The organism is Flavobacterium sp. 9AF, from assembly GCF_902506265.1.
GTDB lineage: Bacteria > Bacteroidota > Bacteroidia > Flavobacteriales > Flavobacteriaceae > Flavobacterium.
The window spans coordinates 2,527,238-2,546,318 of sequence record NZ_LR733556.1; the positions used below are offsets into that span (position 1 = coordinate 2,527,238).

The 19,081-nt window shown below is 28.8% G+C and carries 21 protein-coding genes and 3 tRNA genes; 3 read left to right on the top strand and 21 right to left on the bottom strand.

Features of this window, described 5'->3' with window-relative positions; genetic code table 11:
• Positions 1–6: 6 nt before the first annotated feature.
• From HALO113_RS11550 to HALO113_RS11590, 9 genes are all read right to left on the bottom strand, one after another.
• A complete protein-coding gene (locus HALO113_RS11550) occupies positions 7–1,605 on the bottom strand; it encodes a serine hydrolase (RefSeq protein WP_159779168.1) in 1,599 nt (532 codons plus the stop codon).
• Positions 1,606–1,720: 115 nt separating this feature from the next.
• Positions 1,721–2,542 carry a helix-turn-helix transcriptional regulator gene (locus HALO113_RS11555; protein WP_159779169.1) on the bottom strand — a complete coding sequence of 274 codons (822 nt, stop codon included), beginning with the start codon at positions 2,540–2,542 and terminating at the stop codon, positions 1,721–1,723.
• A 207-nt stretch (positions 2,543–2,749) separates the two neighbouring features.
• Positions 2,750–3,115, bottom strand: a complete 366-nt coding sequence (locus HALO113_RS11560) for a hypothetical protein (RefSeq protein WP_159779170.1) — start codon at positions 3,113–3,115, stop codon at positions 2,750–2,752.
• A 71-nt stretch (positions 3,116–3,186) separates the two neighbouring features.
• Positions 3,187–4,293 carry a hypothetical protein gene (locus HALO113_RS11565; RefSeq protein WP_159779171.1) on the bottom strand — a complete coding sequence of 369 codons (1,107 nt, stop codon included), beginning with the start codon at positions 4,291–4,293 and terminating at the stop codon, positions 3,187–3,189.
• A 67-nt stretch (positions 4,294–4,360) separates the two neighbouring features.
• Positions 4,361–4,978, bottom strand: a complete 618-nt coding sequence (locus HALO113_RS11570) for an FMN-binding negative transcriptional regulator (protein WP_159779172.1) — start codon at positions 4,976–4,978, stop codon at positions 4,361–4,363.
• Positions 4,979–5,171: 193 nt separating this feature from the next.
• Positions 5,172–6,329, bottom strand: coding sequence for an alpha/beta hydrolase-fold protein (locus HALO113_RS11575; RefSeq protein ID WP_159779173.1), 1,158 nt, complete (start codon positions 6,327–6,329; stop codon positions 5,172–5,174).
• A gap of 186 nt (positions 6,330–6,515) precedes the next feature.
• Positions 6,516–7,772, bottom strand: a complete 1,257-nt coding sequence (locus HALO113_RS11580) for a tetratricopeptide repeat protein (protein WP_159779174.1) — start codon at positions 7,770–7,772, stop codon at positions 6,516–6,518.
• A complete protein-coding gene (locus HALO113_RS11585) occupies positions 7,773–9,080 on the bottom strand; it encodes an ATP-binding protein (RefSeq protein WP_159779175.1) in 1,308 nt (435 codons plus the stop codon).
• 342 nt (positions 9,081–9,422) lie between these two features.
• Positions 9,423–9,836 (bottom strand): hypothetical protein, encoded by a 414-nt coding sequence (locus tag HALO113_RS11590; RefSeq protein WP_159779176.1) that lies wholly within the window; start codon positions 9,834–9,836, stop codon positions 9,423–9,425.
• A gap of 235 nt (positions 9,837–10,071) precedes the next feature.
• Here HALO113_RS11590 and HALO113_RS11595 point away from each other — a divergent pair, with 235 nt between their 5' ends.
• The gene (locus HALO113_RS11595; RefSeq protein ID WP_236554660.1) at positions 10,072–10,227 is read left to right on the top strand and encodes a transposase; all 156 of its coding nucleotides are present in this window, start codon (positions 10,072–10,074) and stop codon (positions 10,225–10,227) included.
• Positions 10,228–10,465: 238 nt separating this feature from the next.
• On the opposite strand, the gene HALO113_RS11600 is transcribed toward HALO113_RS11595, so the two are convergent.
• From HALO113_RS11600 to HALO113_RS11625, 6 genes are all read right to left on the bottom strand, one after another.
• On the bottom strand, positions 10,466–10,765 hold the full coding sequence (locus HALO113_RS11600; RefSeq protein WP_159779177.1) for a type II toxin-antitoxin system RelE/ParE family toxin: 300 nt from the start codon (positions 10,763–10,765) through the stop codon (positions 10,466–10,468).
• Positions 10,758–11,006 (bottom strand): type II toxin-antitoxin system ParD family antitoxin, encoded by a 249-nt coding sequence (locus HALO113_RS11605; RefSeq protein ID WP_159779178.1) that lies wholly within the window; start codon positions 11,004–11,006, stop codon positions 10,758–10,760. The genes HALO113_RS11600 and HALO113_RS11605 overlap by 8 nt, the downstream gene beginning before the upstream one ends.
• 810 nt (positions 11,007–11,816) lie before the next feature.
• Entirely contained in the window at positions 11,817–12,089 is a 273-nt protein-coding gene (locus HALO113_RS11610) for a hypothetical protein (RefSeq protein WP_159779179.1), read from the bottom strand.
• Positions 12,090–12,849: 760 nt separating this feature from the next.
• Positions 12,850–12,931: transfer RNA gene (locus tag HALO113_RS11615), tRNA-Leu, on the bottom strand.
• Between the two features lie 41 nt (positions 12,932–12,972).
• A tRNA-Lys gene (locus tag HALO113_RS11620) sits at positions 12,973–13,045 on the bottom strand.
• 27 nt (positions 13,046–13,072) lie between these two features.
• Positions 13,073–13,145 (bottom strand) — tRNA-Lys (locus HALO113_RS11625).
• 129 nt (positions 13,146–13,274) lie between these two features.
• On the opposite strand from HALO113_RS11625, the gene HALO113_RS11630 reads away from it, so the two are divergent.
• On the top strand, positions 13,275–13,790 hold the full coding sequence (locus HALO113_RS11630; RefSeq protein ID WP_236554662.1) for a shikimate kinase: 516 nt from the start codon (positions 13,275–13,277) through the stop codon (positions 13,788–13,790).
• On the opposite strand, the gene HALO113_RS11635 is transcribed toward HALO113_RS11630, so the two are convergent.
• Genes HALO113_RS11635 through HALO113_RS11645 form a run of 3 tightly spaced genes read right to left on the bottom strand, consistent with a single transcriptional unit; the run spans position 13,782 to position 15,237 of the window.
• Complete coding sequence (locus HALO113_RS11635; protein ID WP_159779180.1) at positions 13,782–14,276, bottom strand: phosphoribosyltransferase domain-containing protein; 495 nt, start codon at positions 14,274–14,276, stop codon at positions 13,782–13,784. The two genes, HALO113_RS11630 and HALO113_RS11635, sit on opposite strands and share 9 nt — an antisense overlap.
• Before the next feature lie 6 nt (positions 14,277–14,282).
• On the bottom strand, positions 14,283–14,861 hold the full coding sequence (locus tag HALO113_RS11640; protein WP_159779181.1) for a methyltransferase domain-containing protein: 579 nt from the start codon (positions 14,859–14,861) through the stop codon (positions 14,283–14,285).
• A complete protein-coding gene (locus HALO113_RS11645; RefSeq protein WP_159779182.1) occupies positions 14,848–15,237 on the bottom strand; it encodes an RNA-binding S4 domain-containing protein in 390 nt (129 codons plus the stop codon). Before HALO113_RS11645 ends, HALO113_RS11640 begins: the two co-directional genes overlap by 14 nt.
• A 76-nt stretch (positions 15,238–15,313) precedes the next feature.
• Here HALO113_RS11645 and HALO113_RS11650 point away from each other — a divergent pair, with 76 nt between their 5' ends.
• Positions 15,314–16,267: an FKBP-type peptidyl-prolyl cis-trans isomerase gene (locus HALO113_RS11650; RefSeq protein WP_159779183.1), complete on the top strand. Its 954-nt coding sequence runs from the start codon at positions 15,314–15,316 to the stop codon at positions 16,265–16,267.
• Positions 16,268–16,343: 76 nt separating this feature from the next.
• Here the strand turns inward: HALO113_RS11650 and HALO113_RS11655 are convergent, their stop codons facing one another.
• From HALO113_RS11655 to HALO113_RS11665, 3 genes are all read right to left on the bottom strand, one after another.
• Positions 16,344–17,297 (bottom strand): transketolase family protein, encoded by a 954-nt coding sequence (locus HALO113_RS11655; protein WP_140999496.1) that lies wholly within the window; start codon positions 17,295–17,297, stop codon positions 16,344–16,346.
• 70 nt (positions 17,298–17,367) lie between these two features.
• Positions 17,368–18,216 carry a transketolase gene (locus HALO113_RS11660; RefSeq protein ID WP_159779184.1) on the bottom strand — a complete coding sequence of 283 codons (849 nt, stop codon included), beginning with the start codon at positions 18,214–18,216 and terminating at the stop codon, positions 17,368–17,370.
• Positions 18,217–18,360: 144 nt separating this feature from the next.
• Positions 18,361–19,080: a glycosyltransferase family 2 protein gene (locus HALO113_RS11665; protein ID WP_159779185.1), complete on the bottom strand. Its 720-nt coding sequence runs from the start codon at positions 19,078–19,080 to the stop codon at positions 18,361–18,363.
• Position 19,081: the final 1 nt, after the last annotated feature.

The window sequence follows — 19,081 nt, forward strand, 5'->3', positions numbered from 1 at the left end:
ACTTTTTTATTTTTTTATGTTAGGTAAGATGTAGTCTTCAAAAATTTTCTCGGGTTGCTGTGTTTTTCCATTTCTAAAGTTTCCTGAAGTAATTACCACAACTACTTTTAAACTTGGAATGATAAAAATATATTGACCACCTGCGCCTCTTGCTTCAATAGTTTTGATTTTTTTTCCTTTAGAAAAGTAGGTATTGTGCCACCATAAATAGCCATATCCATTCTTGTCTATTGTATTTTCTAATGCATGATGATTTTTAAATGAGTCGTTTACCCATTTTCTTGATATAATGCGTTTCGAATTCCATTTTCCATAATTTAGATAGAGTTCACCAAAACTTAACATATCTCTAGGAGTTAGATACATACCACCGCCAAAATAAGGTTTTCCTTTCAAATCTGTTTGTATAATATAATTTGAAATGTGCAATTTTTGAAATAGATTTCTATCCATAAACAATTCTAATGGCTCATTTATTATTGAATCCATTGCAATTCCAAGTAAATAAGGATTAGCAGAACCGTAATTGGCTTGTGTATTTGGAGCATTTATCATCGAAGCAGACAAAACGGATCTTGTCCAATCCGTTGTTCTTTGAAAATTTTCTTCAGTTGCTGGGGATTTTGAATTCGCATTTTTTCCATAATCAATAGCATCTAATCCAGAACTCATAGTTAAAAGACTTTGAATGTTAATCTTTGCTTTTAAACTGTCTTTTTGTGTCTGATACTTTGGTGATAAAAAATCAAAAATAGATTGATTAACATTTTTAAACAAAGATTTATCTAATGCGATACCAATAATGGCCGAAGAAATGCTTTTAGATGCCGAGCGCATATCATGAGGAATAGTTGCTGTATAGCCATTAAAATAGTTTTCATAAAAAAGTTTTCCTTTTCTAGAAATTAAAACGGAGTGAGTATTAGGTAATGAATCCTTAAAAATAAGATCTTCCATCTCGGTAAGTTTTAAAACAGAATTTGTGTTTTCTATTTTAAAGTCTCCTATTTTCCAATCCGATTGAGATCTTTTTAAATCTATCTCAGAGATTAAAAAATTATCTAAAAATATATTTAGTTGAATTTTTTTATTTTCTAATTTTCCTTTGAAATGAAGCCCTGTTTTAAAATCTAAAAAAGAAATAACATTGTTATCTTTTTGAAAATTGTCACACCAAGTTCCTGTGAAACGATTGTCTCCTAAAATTGGATATGCTTGATATTCATTTTGTAAACCATTTTCTATACTTAAATATAAATCTTGTGATTTTAATTCATCAATCATCAAAATATTCCAATTTCCTACATAACTATTGTGATTGCTTTGTGTTAATTTTAAATGATAGAGTAGTAAACCCGATTTAATAAAACCATTAATTTCTTTATTATCCTTTGAAAGAACTCCTTCAAATGAAAAATTTTCTGAGAATGCTATTTTGATAGAATTGTTATTTAAGTTGATGGGAACAGGGAAATCTATATTGTTTTTAGTGTTAGAAATTCTGACAAAAGCTTTCTCTGATTTAATATTTAGTATTTCAACTTTTATATTAAATATCTTTGAGTTTTCAATTTTTCCTTCCCAATTATCTGTATATTCAGACATATCTTGGGCATTAATTAAAAAGCAGAAGAATAACAAAAAAATGAAGGTAATATTTTGAATTTTCATTTTGTAATACATTTAAAAAGAAGCGGCAAAGATGCGTTTTTTATCACTATCAAAATTGTATAGAATTAACATTACTTCTATTTTTAAATAATTTTGAAGGTGCGCAATTGTAAAATTTTTTAAAAGTTGAAATGAAATGGCTTTGGTCATAAAATCCACATTGATAACATATTTCTGTCATTGAAAATTTATTTGAGATGATTAAATGAAAAGCCTTATTTATTTTTAATAGTCGAATATAATTTCCAAGACTTGTTCCAAAATAATTACTGAATTCTCTTGATAAATGAACAGGATGAATTCCTAAAAGCGAACTTAAATTCTGCAAAGAATAATCAATTTGTTCTTCAAGTAGAATTTCACGAAGCCTGTTTACCCATTCTGGTTTTTTAGTGCTTTTGTTTTTGTGTTCTTTTATGCTTCTAAAAATCTCAATTAGTAATGTTTCGATGCTTAAATTAGAATATTGATCATCTATTTTAGATTCAACATACACTTTATTCATCCAAATTTTAGTAAAAGGATTTTTGATATTTAGACTACCTTCAAAGTCGGTTGTTTTTATGTCATAATTTGAAAACCATTTATCATTCAATTCAATATGAAATCCTCTTGTATATTCAGGAGGCTTTATATTATAATGAGTGTCTTGCCAATTGTGAAACAATAAACTTCCAGGAGACAAATAATATGATTCTTTTTTGTTAGCTTCAAAAAGTTTGCCTTCAAGTAAATATGTAAAATATGGGTTTTCATGGTAATGCCAATCTACTTTACTATGAGTATATTCGGTATCAGTTATAATAATATTTTGAAAAGTGGACTTTTGATAATGTGTTCCAAAAAACTCTCCTTTTTTTAATATGTTCATTTGGGTATAGTTTCAAATAAAATGAAGACCAAGTTTATACAACAATGCAAATCAAATATAAATAAAAAGCAGTACTATTTAGTTATTATTGATAAAATTACATTTCATATTCTTTTTATATAAACAAAGTACTAGCCATATTTTAAATCAAAAGATGGAAAATTATATTTCATTAAAAACAAAAAATATTTAGCTGTAATAGGTTTATCAATTTCTTTCAGTTATAAAATTTAATTGGCGTTTTTTATTAGAAGTTGAGTCAATATAAATTTTTAGATTTAATTTTCCCTGTTTTCTTAGTTTCTCACCTATATAATCGATAGGTATAAAACGAATAGTGTCATTTTGCGTTACAGCTTTGGCATAACAATAAGGATAAATTTGTTCTACTTTTATGGGTTGAGTAGTTTGTCCATTTTTTAAATTTTCAAAATCAAATCTCTTTTCAAAAATTCCAACTGTTAGCCTTTCAAAATCTTCTTCGCTTTGATTTGTGAATGTTACTTCAACACCAGTTTTACAAGAAACAGTTAGTATAAAAAATGTAAATAATATTATAATCTGATTCTTCATGAGATTTTTAAATTATAACCAATGAATTTTTTAGTTTAGTAACCAATTAACCTCTTAAACAGGTATGATTATTATAATTTACTTGTGTCTTGTTTTTTGAATTCTTCTTTTAAAAAATGATGCCAGTCTTTTTTTTGAAGATTGAACTCTTTTTTAAATAAAATTTCCATGTTATCATAGGTTAAGAGCCTTTTTAAACCATTAACACCTTCTTTTTTATCAATAATCTTGCAAATTAGCCCTATTACAGTATGATTTATATGCAAGGTGATGTCTTTTGTTTCTAGAGTTTCAAACTCACTTAAATCTGTATTGGGATATTTAATCAAATATTCGTTCATTTTGCTAATTAAGAAGTTGAAATTATGACCTAATGAACCACCTAAATAATAAATTAGCCCATGATTAATTGGCGATTTTTCATATAATGGATTGAGGTATAAATGTAAAATTTCATGAAAATTATTTTCACCTGAACCATTACAATAGATAATTTTATCTTTAGGAAATGCCATGCCTGAAGGAAAAATTTGTTCCATACCATAATAATAATCTAGGCCTCTCATTGTACCTAATTGATCTGGAGTGTCAGTAAAAAAATAATCAATTTTAATTGGATTAAAACCCCAATCGGATTCAAATTTTTTAAGAGAAGCAATTAATTGGTCGCTTTTATTTTTGTCAAACGGATGTGTTTTTAAAAAGTGGTAGGTAATGTTTCCGTTTGTTTTTGATGTGTACAATTGTGAATTAACCTCCATTGGATTAATAAAATAGAGTTTGTTTTCTTCATTATTTGTTGAAATATAATGATTTGTAATGGCATAAACCGATATGTTGTTGAATGAATCGGTTTGCGTCATTAATGTTTTCAAATGCACATAATTAGAAAATGCTCTTGCATAAAAAATAGTTTTTTGAATACCAAAATTATAAGTTGGATAGTCTGAAGATATTGAATATACTATGGGATCAGGAGTTTCATATTTTTCATAATCCTTTTTAGACCAATAATTTTTATAATCTATGGACCCATTTTCAAATTCTAATACATATTGTTTATAAAAAACAACGGCTTTTTTTATGTTACTATCGTTAGTGTCTATATAGTTTGAGAAAATTTGACCTTTTATAAATTGGCTGAAGATTAATAATAAAATAGAAACTTTATATTTCATACTTGTTTTTAATTTTAGTTAAATCAACTTGAATGTTTTTAAATTAGAAGAAGACTTGTAAACTTATTTATTTTTTTGACAAGTTATATTTCATATACTCGGCAATAGTTACTTCATTTGTGTCTGTGCTTTTTGATAAGGTGTTAATGATATTTCTTTGCTCTGTATTTGTTCTATTCTGACTCAATTTCATTTTAGCTTGCAAATCAGTAACAAGTATTTCAAATGCCACAATTCCTTTTGACATTTTTAATTTGTAATCTTCAGAAAAATGGGCCCATTTTTGTAGATATGTTGCTTCGTAATTTTTAATTGTCGATTCAATAACTTCAAATGTTTGGTCAGTTTCGGTAATTATTTTCCCTTGTCCGTAAGCATGAACTGAAATATAATTCCAAGTTGGAACATTTAGTTCTTTATCATAATTTTTAGTTGAAATATAGGCGTGAGGTTCACTAAAAATAACTAAAACAGTATTGTTTTCTATAGTTTGCCAATGTTCATTTGCTTTTGCAAAATGTGAAGTCAAAACTATTTTGTTTTCTCGGATAGTTGCCACAAATGGTAAATGTGTTGCTGTTGGAAAATTGTCCTTAGAAGTTATTATTGTAGCAAAACTAAAGCGTTTCATAAATTCAAGAATTTCATTTTTGTCGGTTGCTAAGTTTACTTTCGGAATGTACATTTTACAATTTTATTTATCATTTTTTAAAATAATTTAGTCTTTACATATTCATTAACCATTCGTTGGTATGTAGTAATGTGAAGCTATCAAATTTATGACAAATATAGATTTAATTTCTGTGCATAAACTCATCATGTTGTAGTTATCTAACCTATATTTATATGAGAAATAGAATGTTTTTATGAACAGTTTGTTATTCAATAATTTTTAAATGTAATATGTTTGTTTTGAGATTGTTTATTACAATATTTCTACCCATATTACCCGTTTGATTTGTGAATAATTCACTTTCCCAGTTTCCTTTGGTTAATTTAAATTCAATTGGAAATTTAACTTTTACGACAATTTCTCGTTCTTTTTCAGAGATGTATTTAAATTGTATTTTAGATGGATTCCAATTACCTAGACTTTCTTGATTTCCTGCAATAAAAATTTCATCGTTTTTATTTTGAACAGTGACTTTAATGGTAATTTCTTTAAAATCATTTTTTAGTTGATACGGGTTTTTAGATATGAATTCAACCAATAATTGCAAGCCTTCCGAAATTGAAGGTAAAACTGTAGAGTAATGGTTGTAATTTGGATAATTTTTGAAATAAATACGATATCTGCCTAAATTCTCAGATTCTTCAGTGAAATTTTTAATTTTTTCATTTGCATCCATCCATGTTTTGCCAAATGTAATGTCTTCATCTGCTTGGCTAATAAAAATAAATTTATTTTCTGTGGGTTTGTTAAAATCTATTTTTAAAAATGCATTAGCCAATCTATTCTCATCATATCGTAAGTTTGGAGAAACACAGATTACCCCTTTAAACAAGTCAACATTATGTAAAAATTTATCCAATACAAATGAAGCACTTAATGAATGACCAATTAAGAAATTAACATTAGTTGTTCGATAATTATTATTCACAAATTGTATTAATTCTTCTGAAAAATATTTTCCAAAATTTTCTGCGTTTGGCTTTTCTGTATTATATTTTTCTAATGGAACATTTATTGGTTTTGGTAAATAGTCATAATTTCTATAATATTCTAATTCTTCGTTTGCTGGAGACGATATTCCAACTACAATGAATTTTTTTTCTAATGTTATAAAATTTAAAGCAGAATGGACTAAATCAAAAATTTCTCTATGTTGGGCATCAAAAACATACATTACATCATAAGCAACTAAATCTCTTTCATCATATTCAGCTGGTAAATAAATATAAACTGGACGTTTCTGATTTAGTACTTTTGATTGAAATTCAATTTCTTTTAAAGTAGCAGTTTCTTGACTAAATAATAAATTAGTATTTAAAAAAAGAAAAGAAATAAAGAAAATAGTAATTTGTAATTTTTTCATAGTGCATATTTTAAGTATATTTTCTTTAAAATTTCACATGCTTTTATGTGGCTCGCTATGGTTTACTTAAAAAAAACAAGTAGTTACAAATATAAAACAACATTACCTTAGTGGCTTATTTTTATTAAAGAATTAAGAAGTAGCCTTTTGGCAAACTATTGTTGAAAATGGTTTCTCTATCGCTTGTTATAGGTTGTTTTCTTTAATTAGTAAATAGTTCGCTAACCATTGAAATGCAGTAAACCCAAAAATGAAAACCATAGTCATTAAGTTAAACATATTTCCTGTCAAAAAAGTCAGTCCAATAGCAGTAAGTCCCACAACAGCCAAAATAATTGTATAAATTAATATACCATATTTGTTTTTTGAGGGTGAAAACATTGTTCCTAATGGTAGCATCATGGCAAGACCAAATACGGCAATTGTTAACATTCTCTCATCTGAATATATAAAATACAAGACTAATCCAACTAAAAACATCCCCAAACTTATAGTAACAAAGTTTGAACTCATCTTCTGCTTTTTATTAAGAAGTAATTTTCCGTATTTATTAAATCTTAAAAATAGATTGCTTATTGGTGTAATTATCCATGTTGAAAATGCAATTAAAGCAAGAGCAATAATTAGAGGTATTAAGAAGGGTTGTAGAGATTCATTATTTCTAGCAATTGTTTTTAATAGTCTAAAACCAAGATAAAACCCTATGATTACAGCCCATTGATATTTGGCAGTGAGATTGCTCATGAAAAAAGAATACTTCAAAAACAACCTGTAAATAGGATTAGTTGCTTTAATTGCTTCTAACATACCTGATTGCGCATATTCAAATGTTGGGTCATTGGAAAGTGCTTCCTTAAAATGTTGTAGTGCTTTCTTATGGTTCCCTTTTTCAAGTAAACCCCAACCATAATTGGTGTGAGTATATGCATTGTTTGGGTCTTCGTGTAGTGCTCCTTCAATTGTGTCAAATGCTTCTTCAGTTCGGTTCAATTTATTTAATGTAGTGCTTCTAGCATTTAGAGCCAACAGATTTTCAGCATCAATTTCCAATGCTCTATTTGCTATTTCTAAAGCCTCCATATACTGCTTCCGTCCGAGTTTAATATTTGCGAGTAATGCAAAAAAGTCTGCATTATACGTATCAATTTCTATGGCTTGATTAATGCATTTTTCTGCTTCACTCAATTTGTCTTGGTGTATTTCTATACGAGATTTTATATAGAATAAATAAGCAGAATCAGGAGATAATCCGATAGCGTTTGCTATTATGCTATTAGCAATATCAAATTTATTTTGTTGTAAGTTTACTTCTGCTAATAATGACAAGAAGTGAATGTTATTAGAATCTTCTGTTATTAAATCAGAAAGGATACTTTCTGCTTCTTGAAATTTTTTTTGTTGTATTAGAATTTCAACTTTTGATAGTCTGTTATCTTCTGTCATTTATTTCTTAATTTTTAAATAAGTTAGAATGTCATCATAAAGCCCAGAATCGTTTGCAAACAGCGCAAAATTCTTGGCGGTCGAAAACCATTCTTGTGTGCTTGGTTTATGTTTCTTTAGCGCATTTAATAAATCAGTAGTTTCAAGAGGTTTTGGAATCCCATCGCTAAAAGAAGACTCAAGTTTTTGTTCTATCGCAATGTCAATAATTGCATCAATGTCTGCCCCAGAATAATTCTCTGCTCTTTTTGCAATACTTAGCAAATCAATAGTTTCTGTTGGCTTATTATTGAGTTTTAATCTTAAAATAGCTTCCTTAGTTGTAATATCTGGTGGTGGAACAAAGACAATTCTGTCAAAACGTCCAGGTCGTCTAAAAGCTGGGTCAAGATTCCAAGGAGTATTTGTTGCGCCAATGATTAAAACACCTTCATTTGTATTGTCAATACCATCAAGTTCTTGTAAAAATTGGTTGATTAAATGTCTACCGCTGGATTGTTTCATATCGCTTCTGCTTGCACCTAAAGCATCAATTTCGTCTATAAATAAGACACAAGGTGAGTGTTGTCTTGCTAACTCAAATATTTCATGTAGATTTTTTTCGCTGTTTCCAATCCACATATCTAAAATGTCATTCAAACTCACACTAATAAATTTTGCATTTACCTGTCCTGCTGTTGCTTTAGCAATAAAAGTTTTACCACATCCTGGTGGTCCATAGAGTAAAATACCTCCTCCTATTTTTTTTCCATATGCTTTATAGAGCTCAGGATGGAGTAGCGGTTTTATTATTTTAAGTTCGATTTCTTTCTTTACAGTTTCCATGCCACCAACATCGCTGAAATTGATATTAGGTTTTTGTAAAAAGCGAGAATCAATTTCTTCTTCCGTTTCTATGACCTCATAAGTTCCTTTCTGTCTCAATTGCGTGTCAAGTTCTGCATCAAAGTATTTAGGGTCAATAGTTAATGCTTTTTTATAAGCTTCAATTGCTTTGTTGATTGCATTTTCTTTCAAAAGCCCTTTAGCGTAAAGCGTATAAACATTTATTTCATTTGTCTCTTTTTCTATTATTTCTTCCAAAATAACATTGCATGCAGAGTAATTCCCTTTTTTATAGAAAATGGTAGCAAGTCCAAATTTAGCTTTGCTGTCATTTGAAGTTTTAAGAAGTATGCAATATTCTATTTCGGCTTCTTCGAGTCTATTTAAAGCCAATAAAGTGTCTGCTAGTAATAATCGTAAAGGAATGTTATCAGACGAATGTTTTAATGCTGCACGTAAACTGTCAATAGTATTTTCATTCATATTTTCAATGTTGTTGTATTATAAAGTAAAATTGTCTTCAATGTCTTGTAAATTTTAAACATTATTGAATATTTAATTACACAGATTTACAAATATATCGAAAAGTTTAGAGAGTAAAAGTTGAAAAGAAAGAAGTAAATGCAGATATTTCTATTTTCTATAAATACTGAATTATAATCGCTGTTCTAGTAGTACAGCTCTTTTTTGAGTCTGCTTTTCTTTTATGTTGGATGTTTGTGTTTTTAATTTTTTGACTTTCAATGCTTATTTGTTTAGTAGTTTGTTTTTTATATTTTTTTTAGAATTTTTGAGTTGCGCAACAAGCACCGCTGTTAGCTACCGTTAATAATTAGTTTCTTTTTTTAAATCTAAAAATGGTACTAGAATATTTTCATGAAATATACTCATTTTGCCAGTTTTTTTATCAATTGATACCGCTTTCAAAGCTATTGAATCTCTTTCTTTTAAATCTAATTTTGAATATTCAAAATCTACGATGTAATCTTTATCACATTTTTTGAAATAGACAGCTTTTGAATTTAATCGTCCCTTGCGCTTTTTTAATATTTCATCAAGATTGCTTTGGTCAACAATATCTACATTAAATTGTTTTTTGTCAAACTTAAACTCTTCGTTTGTGTACCCATTTTGTTTTATATAGTTTTCCGCTTTTTCAATGATTTTCTTTTCTTTAGTCGTTTGAGCAAACCCAAAATTTAAATTTAAAGTAAGTAGCAGTAAGAGATTTTTTTTCATTTAAGTTAAGTTTACTTCGAGTTTTGTTTAATGGCAGCTAAAGTCAGTGCATCTTGCACAACTCCACAAATATAACAATTAAGAAACCTTGAAAAGAGCCTTTTTTTGTAAATTCAATCATGCAAGGAAAAAAAATTTACCCCAGAGTTATTTGTTTCGGTTAATTTGTTGGATTTGGCTCCACTAGATAACTATTACAGAAAATTGTTAAGTGAACTCGATTTGCATTTCATTTATGGCTACAAAAAAGTATTATGGCAAAGAAGGGCAAGAGAGTAAAGAACCTGTTGTGTTCTTCAAGATTTTGTCGGTGGGTTATTTGAATAATATTAATTCAGATAGACAATTAATTGCTTATTGTAGTAATAGTTTATTGATGCGTTTTTTTTGAATAAATGCTTATTTATGATCAAAAAAACATCCATTATATCCCAAGTTATTCCCTAAAACAAGGGAAGTGCTTTGCTTTTATAAAAACGCGCTTTTTTGACTTCAAAAACTCTATATTTTAACATTAACTAAAAAGAACCTCTTTTAAAGTGATTTAAAAAAGGTTTTTATAATATGTTTTTTGAAGTTTTTTTGGAATAATGTAGTTGTACAACAATTACTGGTTATTAGCAGTAGTTTTATTCTTGAATTCTAATTTTTAAATCCATTCTAGAGTGTAAAACTCTCGTAACTTCAATTTCATTTGCGGTTAATATTCTGTAGAAAATAATATGTTGCCCAGAATTATATCCTAAAATTTGATTGTTTATTTCATCATAATTCTTTCCTAAATTTTGATTCTCGGCTAATGCTTGACAATCACCTAATAATTCAAAGTAGTATTTATCTGCTTGATTTTCCGACCAAACTTCATATGTATAATCCCAAATTTTGGATAAGTCTTCAACAGCCTTATTAGTTAGAAGATATTTAGCCATTTCGTTTTCTGGCTTTTAAAGATTCAAGATGTTTTTTTGGGTCAAAATTTTCCGCAATTCCACTTTGAACCCCTTCATTAATAGCTTTTTTTAGAGCCAAAATCTTGTTTTCTTCTTCTTCTAAAAGTCTTAATCCAGCTCGAATAACTTCACTTGCATTTTTAAACCTACCTTCGGTAATTCTGTTATCAACAAAATTCTCAAAATGATCTCCCAAAGAAACAGATGTATTTCGTCCCATGATTTTTAATTTTTAGCAAAGTTACCAAAATTTGGTAAAATTATCAAAAAAGTTATTTTTTTATTAGGATGAAAAATTAGTGCCAAGTTTCTGTGCATCTTGCACAACTAATCAAATATAACAATTAAGAAACATTTCAAATGGTATTTTTTTGTAAATTTAATTATGCAAGGAAAGAAGAATTTTACCCCAGAGTTATTTGTTTCGGTTAATTTGTTGGATTTGGTTCCACTAGATAACTATTACAGAAAATTGTTAAGTGAACTCGATTTACATTTCATTTATGGCTACAAAAAAGTATTATGGTAAAGGAAGTCAGGCAAGTATTGATCCTGTTGCGTTCTTCAAGATTTTGTTGGTAGGTTATTTGAATAACATCAATTGAGATAGACGATTGTTGGCTTATTGTTGTGATAGTTTATTATTCGTTTTTTTCTTTTTAGAAATATTTGCGCTTTACAATCAAGAAACCATCTATTATATTCCAAGTTATTTCCTTTAAACAATTGAAACGCTTAGCTTTTGTAAAAAAGGTCTATCAAGACTTTAAAAACTCGATTGTAAGCTATTAAATTTCAATATCTTAAAAAAAAAACTCCTTTAGTTGCTTTAAAAGAGGTTGATTTTTATGTTTTTTTAAAGTTGTATTGGAAAAATAATTGTACAATACATACAGATTTGGTAACTATCTTTCAAAAATAAACAGTTTGTTATCTTTCAAATTTAAAATCTCCATTTTATGTTTATTCAAGATTTTAATTTCAAATTCGCCATCAAATGACTTTAAAGATCGGTCATCTCCATAATATGTTAACGATATTTTTTTCTATTAATTTGCCAAGTAAACTGATTGGCAATTTTAGTTTGTGTATTTATACACGTACCATTATAATTTGCTTTGAATTCAAGTATAGTTTTACCAATAAATCCTGAGGTTCTTTTTTGATAAAGATTGTCCCCGATTTTCTCTATTGATAATACTGTTTTTACATATCTCCATTCTCCAAGGATCATCTTTTCTTTAGATATATTAAGCAAAAATAAATTTGAAATTAACAAAGTAAATATTAAAAGTTGTTTCATATATCGATTTAAAAAAATATTTGCTAATGACATTCTATAAAATACAAGCAAACTATTTTCAAATATAGTTAAAATGATTTCTTAAAATGTAAGGGATTTAATTTGAAGACTACAATACTTGTAAATATGCATTTTACTTATATTATGAACTTATTTACAAATATATTTTAACAAAATCTTAACTTTCTATAAATAAATTCATTTGGTTGTTGATGTTTATTTCTTGTTTTTATAGATTGATTGCACTTAATGTTGTTAATGACGTTGTATCGTGAAAAAATGACATATTTCAGTTTCAAAAGCAATTAATCAATTAAAGACGGTGAAGATATTACTCTTGATTCTGAAGTTATTGATGAGTATATCTATACAACTGATGGGACTAAATACGAATAGGAAAGATTAAAAAATAAAATATTAATTGCTTCATTCCTAGCGTTTGTGTCAGGAATGGTTTATTAAAGAACATGTTTGTAAGTTACTATTGTATAATTTTTTGTTTCTAAATATAGAATTACTATTTAAGGCTGGATTTTTTGATTTAGTTAATGATTAGAAATTTAGAATGCTCTTTTAAAAGACATGAAGAAGTGTTGCATTGATTTTTTATAAAATAAGTAGATAACCTTATAACCTATAATGGAAGGCTGTTTAAAGCATACGGTTGGTTAAAAGAACAAAAGCTGAATAATGGTGGGATTAGATTTTAAAAAAATAAAAGTCTTAACTCTTTGTAAATAAAGACTAAGACTTTTTTAAGTGACCATGATCAGATTCGAACTGACACGTCTTGCGACACCACCCCCTCAAGATGGCGAGTCTACCAATTCCTCCACATGGCCAAAAACAAAAAAAGCTATCCTAATGTGGATAACTTTTCTAGTGACCTGGCTGGGATTCGAACCCAGGACCCCATCATTAAAAGTGATGTGCTCTACCAGCTGAGCTACCAAGTCGGATGCATTCAGTAAGGATTTTCTTAGTGACCTGGCTGGGATTCGAACCCAGGACCCCATCATTAAAAGTGATGTGCTCTACCAGCTGAGCTACCAAGTCGATTTGTTTCCTTGAATGCGGGTGCAAATATATTAACTTAAATTTATTTTCCAATGTTTTTTTCTTATAAATTTGTCTTTTTTTTTAAATTATTTTTTAACTGCTTAATTTTAAGTTAATTATTAAAACATGAAAATACTTTTAATTGGTTATATGGGTTCGGGTAAATCAACAATAGGGAAAGAGCTTTCTAAAAATGTAGGAATTCCCTTTTATGATTTAGATAAAATTATCGAAGAAAATGAAAAAGATACTATAAAAAACATATTCAAGAATAAAGGCGAAGTTTATTTTAGAAAAATTGAAAGTCTAATTTTTAAAAATTTTGTAAGCAATAACGATGAATTTATTTTGGCTTTAGGTGGAGGAACTCCTTGCTATGGTAATAATCACGAGATTTTAAAACAAGAGGGAGTGTTGTCTTTTTATCTAAAAGGATCTATAGTCACACTTACTGAGAGGTTGTTAAACGAAAAACAAAATAGACCCCTTATTTCAAATTTAAATAAAGAAGAATTGGAGGAGTATATTACTAAACATCTTTTCGATAGAAGCTATTATTATTTGCAAGCACAAAATATAATTTCAATTGATAATAAATCAATTCGTGTTATTTGTGAAGAAATTAATAACAAACTAACTTAAATAAGCATAACTATTGTTATCTTCAAAAACTACTTGGATATGTTCTTGTAAAGAGGTAGACAATGAAAGACCTTTAAAATCTGCTTTCACAGGATATTTTTTGTGATTTCTATCTACAAGTACTGCAGTCTTGAATTTGTTTAAAGGAACGTCTAAAAAATGCTTTACACCATAAATTAATGTGGTTCCAGAGTTTAAGACATCATCAACTAGTATTAGTGCTTTGTTTTTGTATGTTTCAGAACTTATAGAGGTTGTGATTTGTTCTTGAGGGTTTTGTTTGTTAATATAAACTTCACAAAGGATCACATTCAAATCGGATATACTTTCTAGTTCTTTAGCTATCTTTTGGGCGAGTATAAACCCACTTTTTGAAATTCCAGCTACAATAACCTCTTTTTCATCTACAAAAGTTTCAAAAATTTGATAACTTATTCTCTTGATTTTATGTTCGATTTCTTGATGGGTTAAGATAATATTTTGCATGTGTTGTTATTTTTTTTCAAATATAAAAAAGAGTTCTCTTCCTTGACGTGGTTTTATAGAATTATATGCTTTTTCAAGTTTTTTTATTGTAAATAGGCTGGAGAATAATTGCAAGTATTCATCTGTATTACCGCCAAAAGGAGGCCCTTCAGTTGTTAGTGGAAAATCAAAAAGTAAACCTATAATTTTTCCTTTTGGTTTTAGTAGAGAATGCATTTTTGTAGCATATTTTTCTCTAAGTTTAGGTTCTAATGCGCAAAAAAATGTTTGTTCAATAATTAAATCATAAGCATTGGTAAGATTAAAAAAATCATCTAAGACTATTTGATTATGTAAATCTTTGTGTTTCGATTTTAGCATTTCAATTGGTGAATTTGCAATATCAATTACATAAGTGTTTTTAAAGCCTTTTTCAATTAAATAATCATATTCATGACCATTCCCAGCTCCTGGAATTAGAATTTTAGCTGTCTTATCTTTAATTTGGTCGATATATTCTTTCAATGGCGGTGTGATTGTACCTGTATCCCAACCTGTATCATTATTTTGATATCTATTTTCCCAATATTCTTTATTCAAAATCATCTTCAAAATCAATATCGTTAGTATATTCGTCTATATCTCTTCGGTCTTTTTTGGTAGGCCTTCCTTCCCCTTTGGCACGATAATGTTCTTTACTTAGTTTTAGCATTTCTAAATGAGCAAATGCTTCTTCAGGTGTGGTATCTTTTCTGTAAACATCTACTAATTTGGCACCCACTCGATTTTGTGGAATATCTAAAATGGTAAATTGATAATTAATCTGGTCTTTGCGTAAAACTATTTTATCTGTAGGATATACTTCTCTAGAAGCTTTTGCTGTTTGTCCATTTACGGTTACATGACCTTTCTTTATTGATTCGGTAGCCATGTTTCGCGTTTTAAAATATCTAGTACACCATAAATACTTGTCTATTCTCATTGGATTCAAAAATCAATGTTAATTTTTTATACAAAAATAAAGGAAAATTGTATCTTGCGGCTCAAATTTTATGAAAATGAAGAATATTTTAAAGATTAGCTTAACACTTAGTTTAATTTTATTATTAGTATCTTGTAAAAAAGATGATGGAGCTGATACTACATTTAGTTTAAGAGATCGTCAAGAAGTTTATAATGAAGATATAGCAGAGATTGAGGCTTATTTGCAAGAAAATTACTTAGTTGTAGATGTAAATTTAAATGCCTCAGTAAAAGAGATAGATAATGGACAAACTTCTATATGGAATAATACTACTTATCCATTACAATCTATGATTGTTAAAAATGATGTGAGAGTATCCAGTTATATTACTGGGGTTTCTACCGATGTAGTGGAATATAAACTATATTATATTATTTTAAATGAAGGAGGAGGAGCGTATCCAACTCAAGTGGATTCTGTTTTCACAGCTTATAAAGGTTGGGATTTGGAAAATGAAGTGTTTGATCAAAATAATCAAGGAATGTGGTTTACTTATCCTCAAACAACCGCTTTTGATCCCGTATCTATTTCAGGTTATAGACAGGTGTTGACTAAAATTAAGACAGAAGCTTCTTCTGCTCTCAATAGTAATGGAACATTAACACATAACGATTATGGTAATGTCTTAGTGTTTATTCCTTCTGGTTTAGGATACTTTAGCGGTTCTAATATAAATGGTGTTTCTTATAATCCAGCGGTATTTCAAATTAAATTGTTCAATAGAAAAGAAAACGATCAAGATGGTGACAGAATATTGAGTAATTATGAAGATATTAATGGAGATGGTGATTTTTATAATGATGATACTGATGGAGATAATATACCTGATTTTTTAGATAGAGACGATGATAATGATGGGGTGATTACTAAATTTGAAATTATACAATCTAATGATGGTAATGGAAATATAGTTTACTATTCTTTTAATAATATTCCATTTTGTGGAAGTGGTTCTGTGAAAAAGCATTTAGACAATTCTTGTCATTAATCAAAAATACAATAAATAAAAAAGCCCAATTTTTTAAAAATTGGGCTTTTTTATTTATGTTGTGATAGACTTAAAATTATTTTCTTTTTATAGCTTTTTCAGCTGCTTTAATTATAGCGTCTGCATTTAATCCATATTTTTCCATTAATTGAGCAGGCGTTCCACTTTCACCAAAACTATCATTTACAGCCACAAATTCTTGTGGAGCAGGATTATTTAAAACTAAAGTTCTAGAAACACTTTCACCTAAACCTCCTAAAACATTGTGTTCTTCAGCAGTTACAATGCAACCTGTTTTAGCAACCGATTTCAAAATTGCTTCTTCGTCTAATGGTTTAATAGTATGAATATTAATAACTTCTGCTGAAATACCTTTTTCTTCTAATTTTTCCGCTGCAATTAGAGCTTCCCAAACTAAATGCCCGGTTGCTACAATGGTTACATCAGAACCTTCATTTAAAAGTATTGCTTTTCCGATTACGAAAGGTTCGTTTTCAGGAGTGAAATTAGCAACACTTGGTCTTCCAAAGCGCAAATAAACAGGTCCGTGATGGTCTGCAATTGCAATGGTTGCTGCTTTAGTTTGGTTGTAATCACAAGGGTTAATTACAACCATGCCTGGCAACATTTTCATTAAACCAATATCTTCTAAAATTTGATGCGTTGCACCATCTTCTCCTAAAGTTAAACCAGCATGTGAAGCACAGATTTTTACGTTTTTATCGGAATAAGCAATAGATTGACGAATTTGATCGTACACTCTACCGGTTGAAAAATTAGCAAATGTACCCGTAAAAGGAATTTTTCCACCAATTGTTAAACCAGCAGCAATTCCCATCATATTGGCTTCTGCAATTCCTACTTGAAAGAAACGTTCTGGGTGATTTTTTTTGAAATCATCCATTTTTAAAGAACCAATTAAATCTGCACAAAGTGCTACTACATTTTCATTTTTTTGACCTAATTCAGTTAGTCCTGCACCAAATCCTGAACGAGTATCTTTATTTCCTGTATTTGTATATTTTTTCATTTTAATTTTGCTGTATGCTATAAATGGTATAAAATAAGTTGTACTTCTTATTTATATAAAATTTACATTATTAATAATCACCTAAAGTTTCTGGGTTTTGCGCTAAAGCATTCGCTAATTGCTCATCATTTGGAGCTTTACCATGCCATGCATGTGTATGCATCATAAAATCTACACCATTACCCATTTCAGTATGTAATAAAACACATACAGGTTTTCCTTTACCTGTTCTCGATTTTGCATCAGTCATTCCTGCAATAATAGCATCAATATTGTTTCCTTCTTTAATATCAAGAACGTCCCAACCAAAAGCTTCAAATTTTGCTTTTACACTTCCCATGTTTAAAACTTCATCTGTAGAACCATCAATTTGTTGTCCGTTAAGGTCAACTGTTGCGATAAGATTATCTACTTTTTTTGCAGCGGCATACATAATCGCTTCCCAATTTTGACCTTCTTGTAATTCGCCATCACCTAAAAGTGCATATACTAAATTTAAATCTTTATTTAGTTTTTTTGCTTGTGCAGCACCTAATGCTACGCTTAATCCTTGACCTAATGATCCAGAAGCCATTCGAATTCCTGGTAAGCCTTCATGTGTTGTAGGATGACCTTGTAATCTTGAGTTTAATAATCTAAAAGTAGCTAATTCACTAACTGGGAAATAACCGCTTCTAGCTAAAACACTATAAAAAACTGGTGAAATATGTCCGTTTGAAAGGAAGAAAACATCTTCGTTTTTGCCATCCATATCAAAACCTTCTTTGCGATTCATAAGGTGTTGATAAAGGGTTACAAAAAACTCGGTACAGCCTAATGATCCTCCAGGATGTCCTGAATTTACAGCGTGTACCATTCGTAAAATGTCTCTTCTTACTTGAACTGTTAATTCTTGTAGTTGTTGTGTGTTTGGTTTCATTTTTAATGTTAAAATTTAAAAGCACAAATATAAGCAGATTATTATTATTAATTTCAAGAGAATCTTGAGGACTTTTCAAAAGTTATCTACAATAAAATGCGACTTATTATGTTGAAAAATAAGGTTGTAGTATTTATTGTTAGGTTAATTCATCCTCAAAATGGCATATTTTAGAATACAATACAAAGCTCTAAAACCATCTTTCCATGATATTTTCTTTCCTTCTTGATAGGTTCTACCATAATATGAAATACCAACTTCATAGATTCTAATATTGGATATTCGAGCAATTTTAGCGGTAATTTCTGGTTCAAAACCAAATCTTTTTTCTCTTAAATTAATGTTTTTAATGATTTCTGATCTGAAGATTTTATAGCAAGTCTCCATATCGGTTAAATTAAGATTGGTAAACATATTGGATACAAACGTTAAAAACTTGTTGCCAATGGTGTGCCAAAAGAATAAAATGCGGTGCGGTTTTCCTCCTACAAATCTTGAGCCATAAACTACATCAGCAAAGCCTTCAACTATGGGTTTTAAAAGAATATTGTACTCTTGTGGGTCATATTCTAAATCGGCATCCTGAACAATGATATAATTACCTGTGGCTTTTTGTATTCCTGTGTGTAAGGCGGCTCCTTTGCCTTTATTGCTTTCATGAGAGTAATATTGAAGTGTTACTTCAGGATTTTGTTCTTTGTACTCTTGAATGGCATGATCTGTATTATCAGAGGAACAATCATTTACCACTATAATTTCTTTTTGAATGGAATTTATTAGACTAACGTCTTTAATCTTATCTAGAATAAGATGAATGGTCTGTTCTTCGTTATATGCCGGAATTATAATGGATAGTTTTTCCATT

Bases quoted from the DNA above. Each gene is read 5' to 3' on its own strand.
- HALO113_RS11605 (WP_159779178.1), bottom strand. From the start codon at position 11,006: ATGGGACGAAATACATCTGTTTCTTTGGGAGATCATTTTGAGAATTTT.
- HALO113_RS11555 (WP_159779169.1), bottom strand. From the start codon at position 2,542: ATGAACATATTAAAAAAAGGAGAGTTTTTTGGAACACATTATCAAAAG.
- HALO113_RS11600 (WP_159779177.1), bottom strand. From the start codon at position 10,765: ATGGCTAAATATCTTCTAACTAATAAGGCTGTTGAAGACTTATCCAAA.
- HALO113_RS11595 (WP_236554660.1), top strand. From the start codon at position 10,072: ATGGCTACAAAAAAGTATTATGGCAAAGAAGGGCAAGAGAGTAAAGAA.
- HALO113_RS11560 (WP_159779170.1), bottom strand. From the start codon at position 3,115: ATGAAGAATCAGATTATAATATTATTTACATTTTTTATACTAACTGTT.
- HALO113_RS11590 (WP_159779176.1), bottom strand. From the start codon at position 9,836: ATGAAAAAAAATCTCTTACTGCTACTTACTTTAAATTTAAATTTTGGG.
- HALO113_RS11565 (WP_159779171.1), bottom strand. From the start codon at position 4,293: ATGAAATATAAAGTTTCTATTTTATTATTAATCTTCAGCCAATTTATA.
- HALO113_RS11570 (WP_159779172.1), bottom strand. From the start codon at position 4,978: ATGTACATTCCGAAAGTAAACTTAGCAACCGACAAAAATGAAATTCTT.
- HALO113_RS11550 (WP_159779168.1), bottom strand. From the start codon at position 1,605: ATGTCTGAATATACAGATAATTGGGAAGGAAAAATTGAAAACTCAAAG.
- HALO113_RS11630 (WP_236554662.1), top strand. From the start codon at position 13,275: ATGAAAATACTTTTAATTGGTTATATGGGTTCGGGTAAATCAACAATA.
- HALO113_RS11580 (WP_159779174.1), bottom strand. From the start codon at position 7,772: ATGACAGAAGATAACAGACTATCAAAAGTTGAAATTCTAATACAACAA.
- HALO113_RS11575 (WP_159779173.1), bottom strand. From the start codon at position 6,329: ATGAAAAAATTACAAATTACTATTTTCTTTATTTCTTTTCTTTTTTTA.
- HALO113_RS11585 (WP_159779175.1), bottom strand. From the start codon at position 9,080: ATGAATGAAAATACTATTGACAGTTTACGTGCAGCATTAAAACATTCG.
- HALO113_RS11640 (WP_159779181.1), bottom strand. From the start codon at position 14,861: ATGATTTTGAATAAAGAATATTGGGAAAATAGATATCAAAATAATGAT.
- HALO113_RS11660 (WP_159779184.1), bottom strand. From the start codon at position 18,216: ATGAAACCAAACACACAACAACTACAAGAATTAACAGTTCAAGTAAGA.
- HALO113_RS11635 (WP_159779180.1), bottom strand. From the start codon at position 14,276: ATGCAAAATATTATCTTAACCCATCAAGAAATCGAACATAAAATCAAG.
- HALO113_RS11610 (WP_159779179.1), bottom strand. From the start codon at position 12,089: ATGAAACAACTTTTAATATTTACTTTGTTAATTTCAAATTTATTTTTG.
- HALO113_RS11655 (WP_140999496.1), bottom strand. From the start codon at position 17,297: ATGAAAAAATATACAAATACAGGAAATAAAGATACTCGTTCAGGATTT.
- HALO113_RS11665 (WP_159779185.1), bottom strand. From the start codon at position 19,080: ATGGAAAAACTATCCATTATAATTCCGGCATATAACGAAGAACAGACC.
- HALO113_RS11650 (WP_159779183.1), top strand. From the start codon at position 15,314: ATGAAGAATATTTTAAAGATTAGCTTAACACTTAGTTTAATTTTATTA.
- HALO113_RS11645 (WP_159779182.1), bottom strand. From the start codon at position 15,237: ATGAGAATAGACAAGTATTTATGGTGTACTAGATATTTTAAAACGCGA.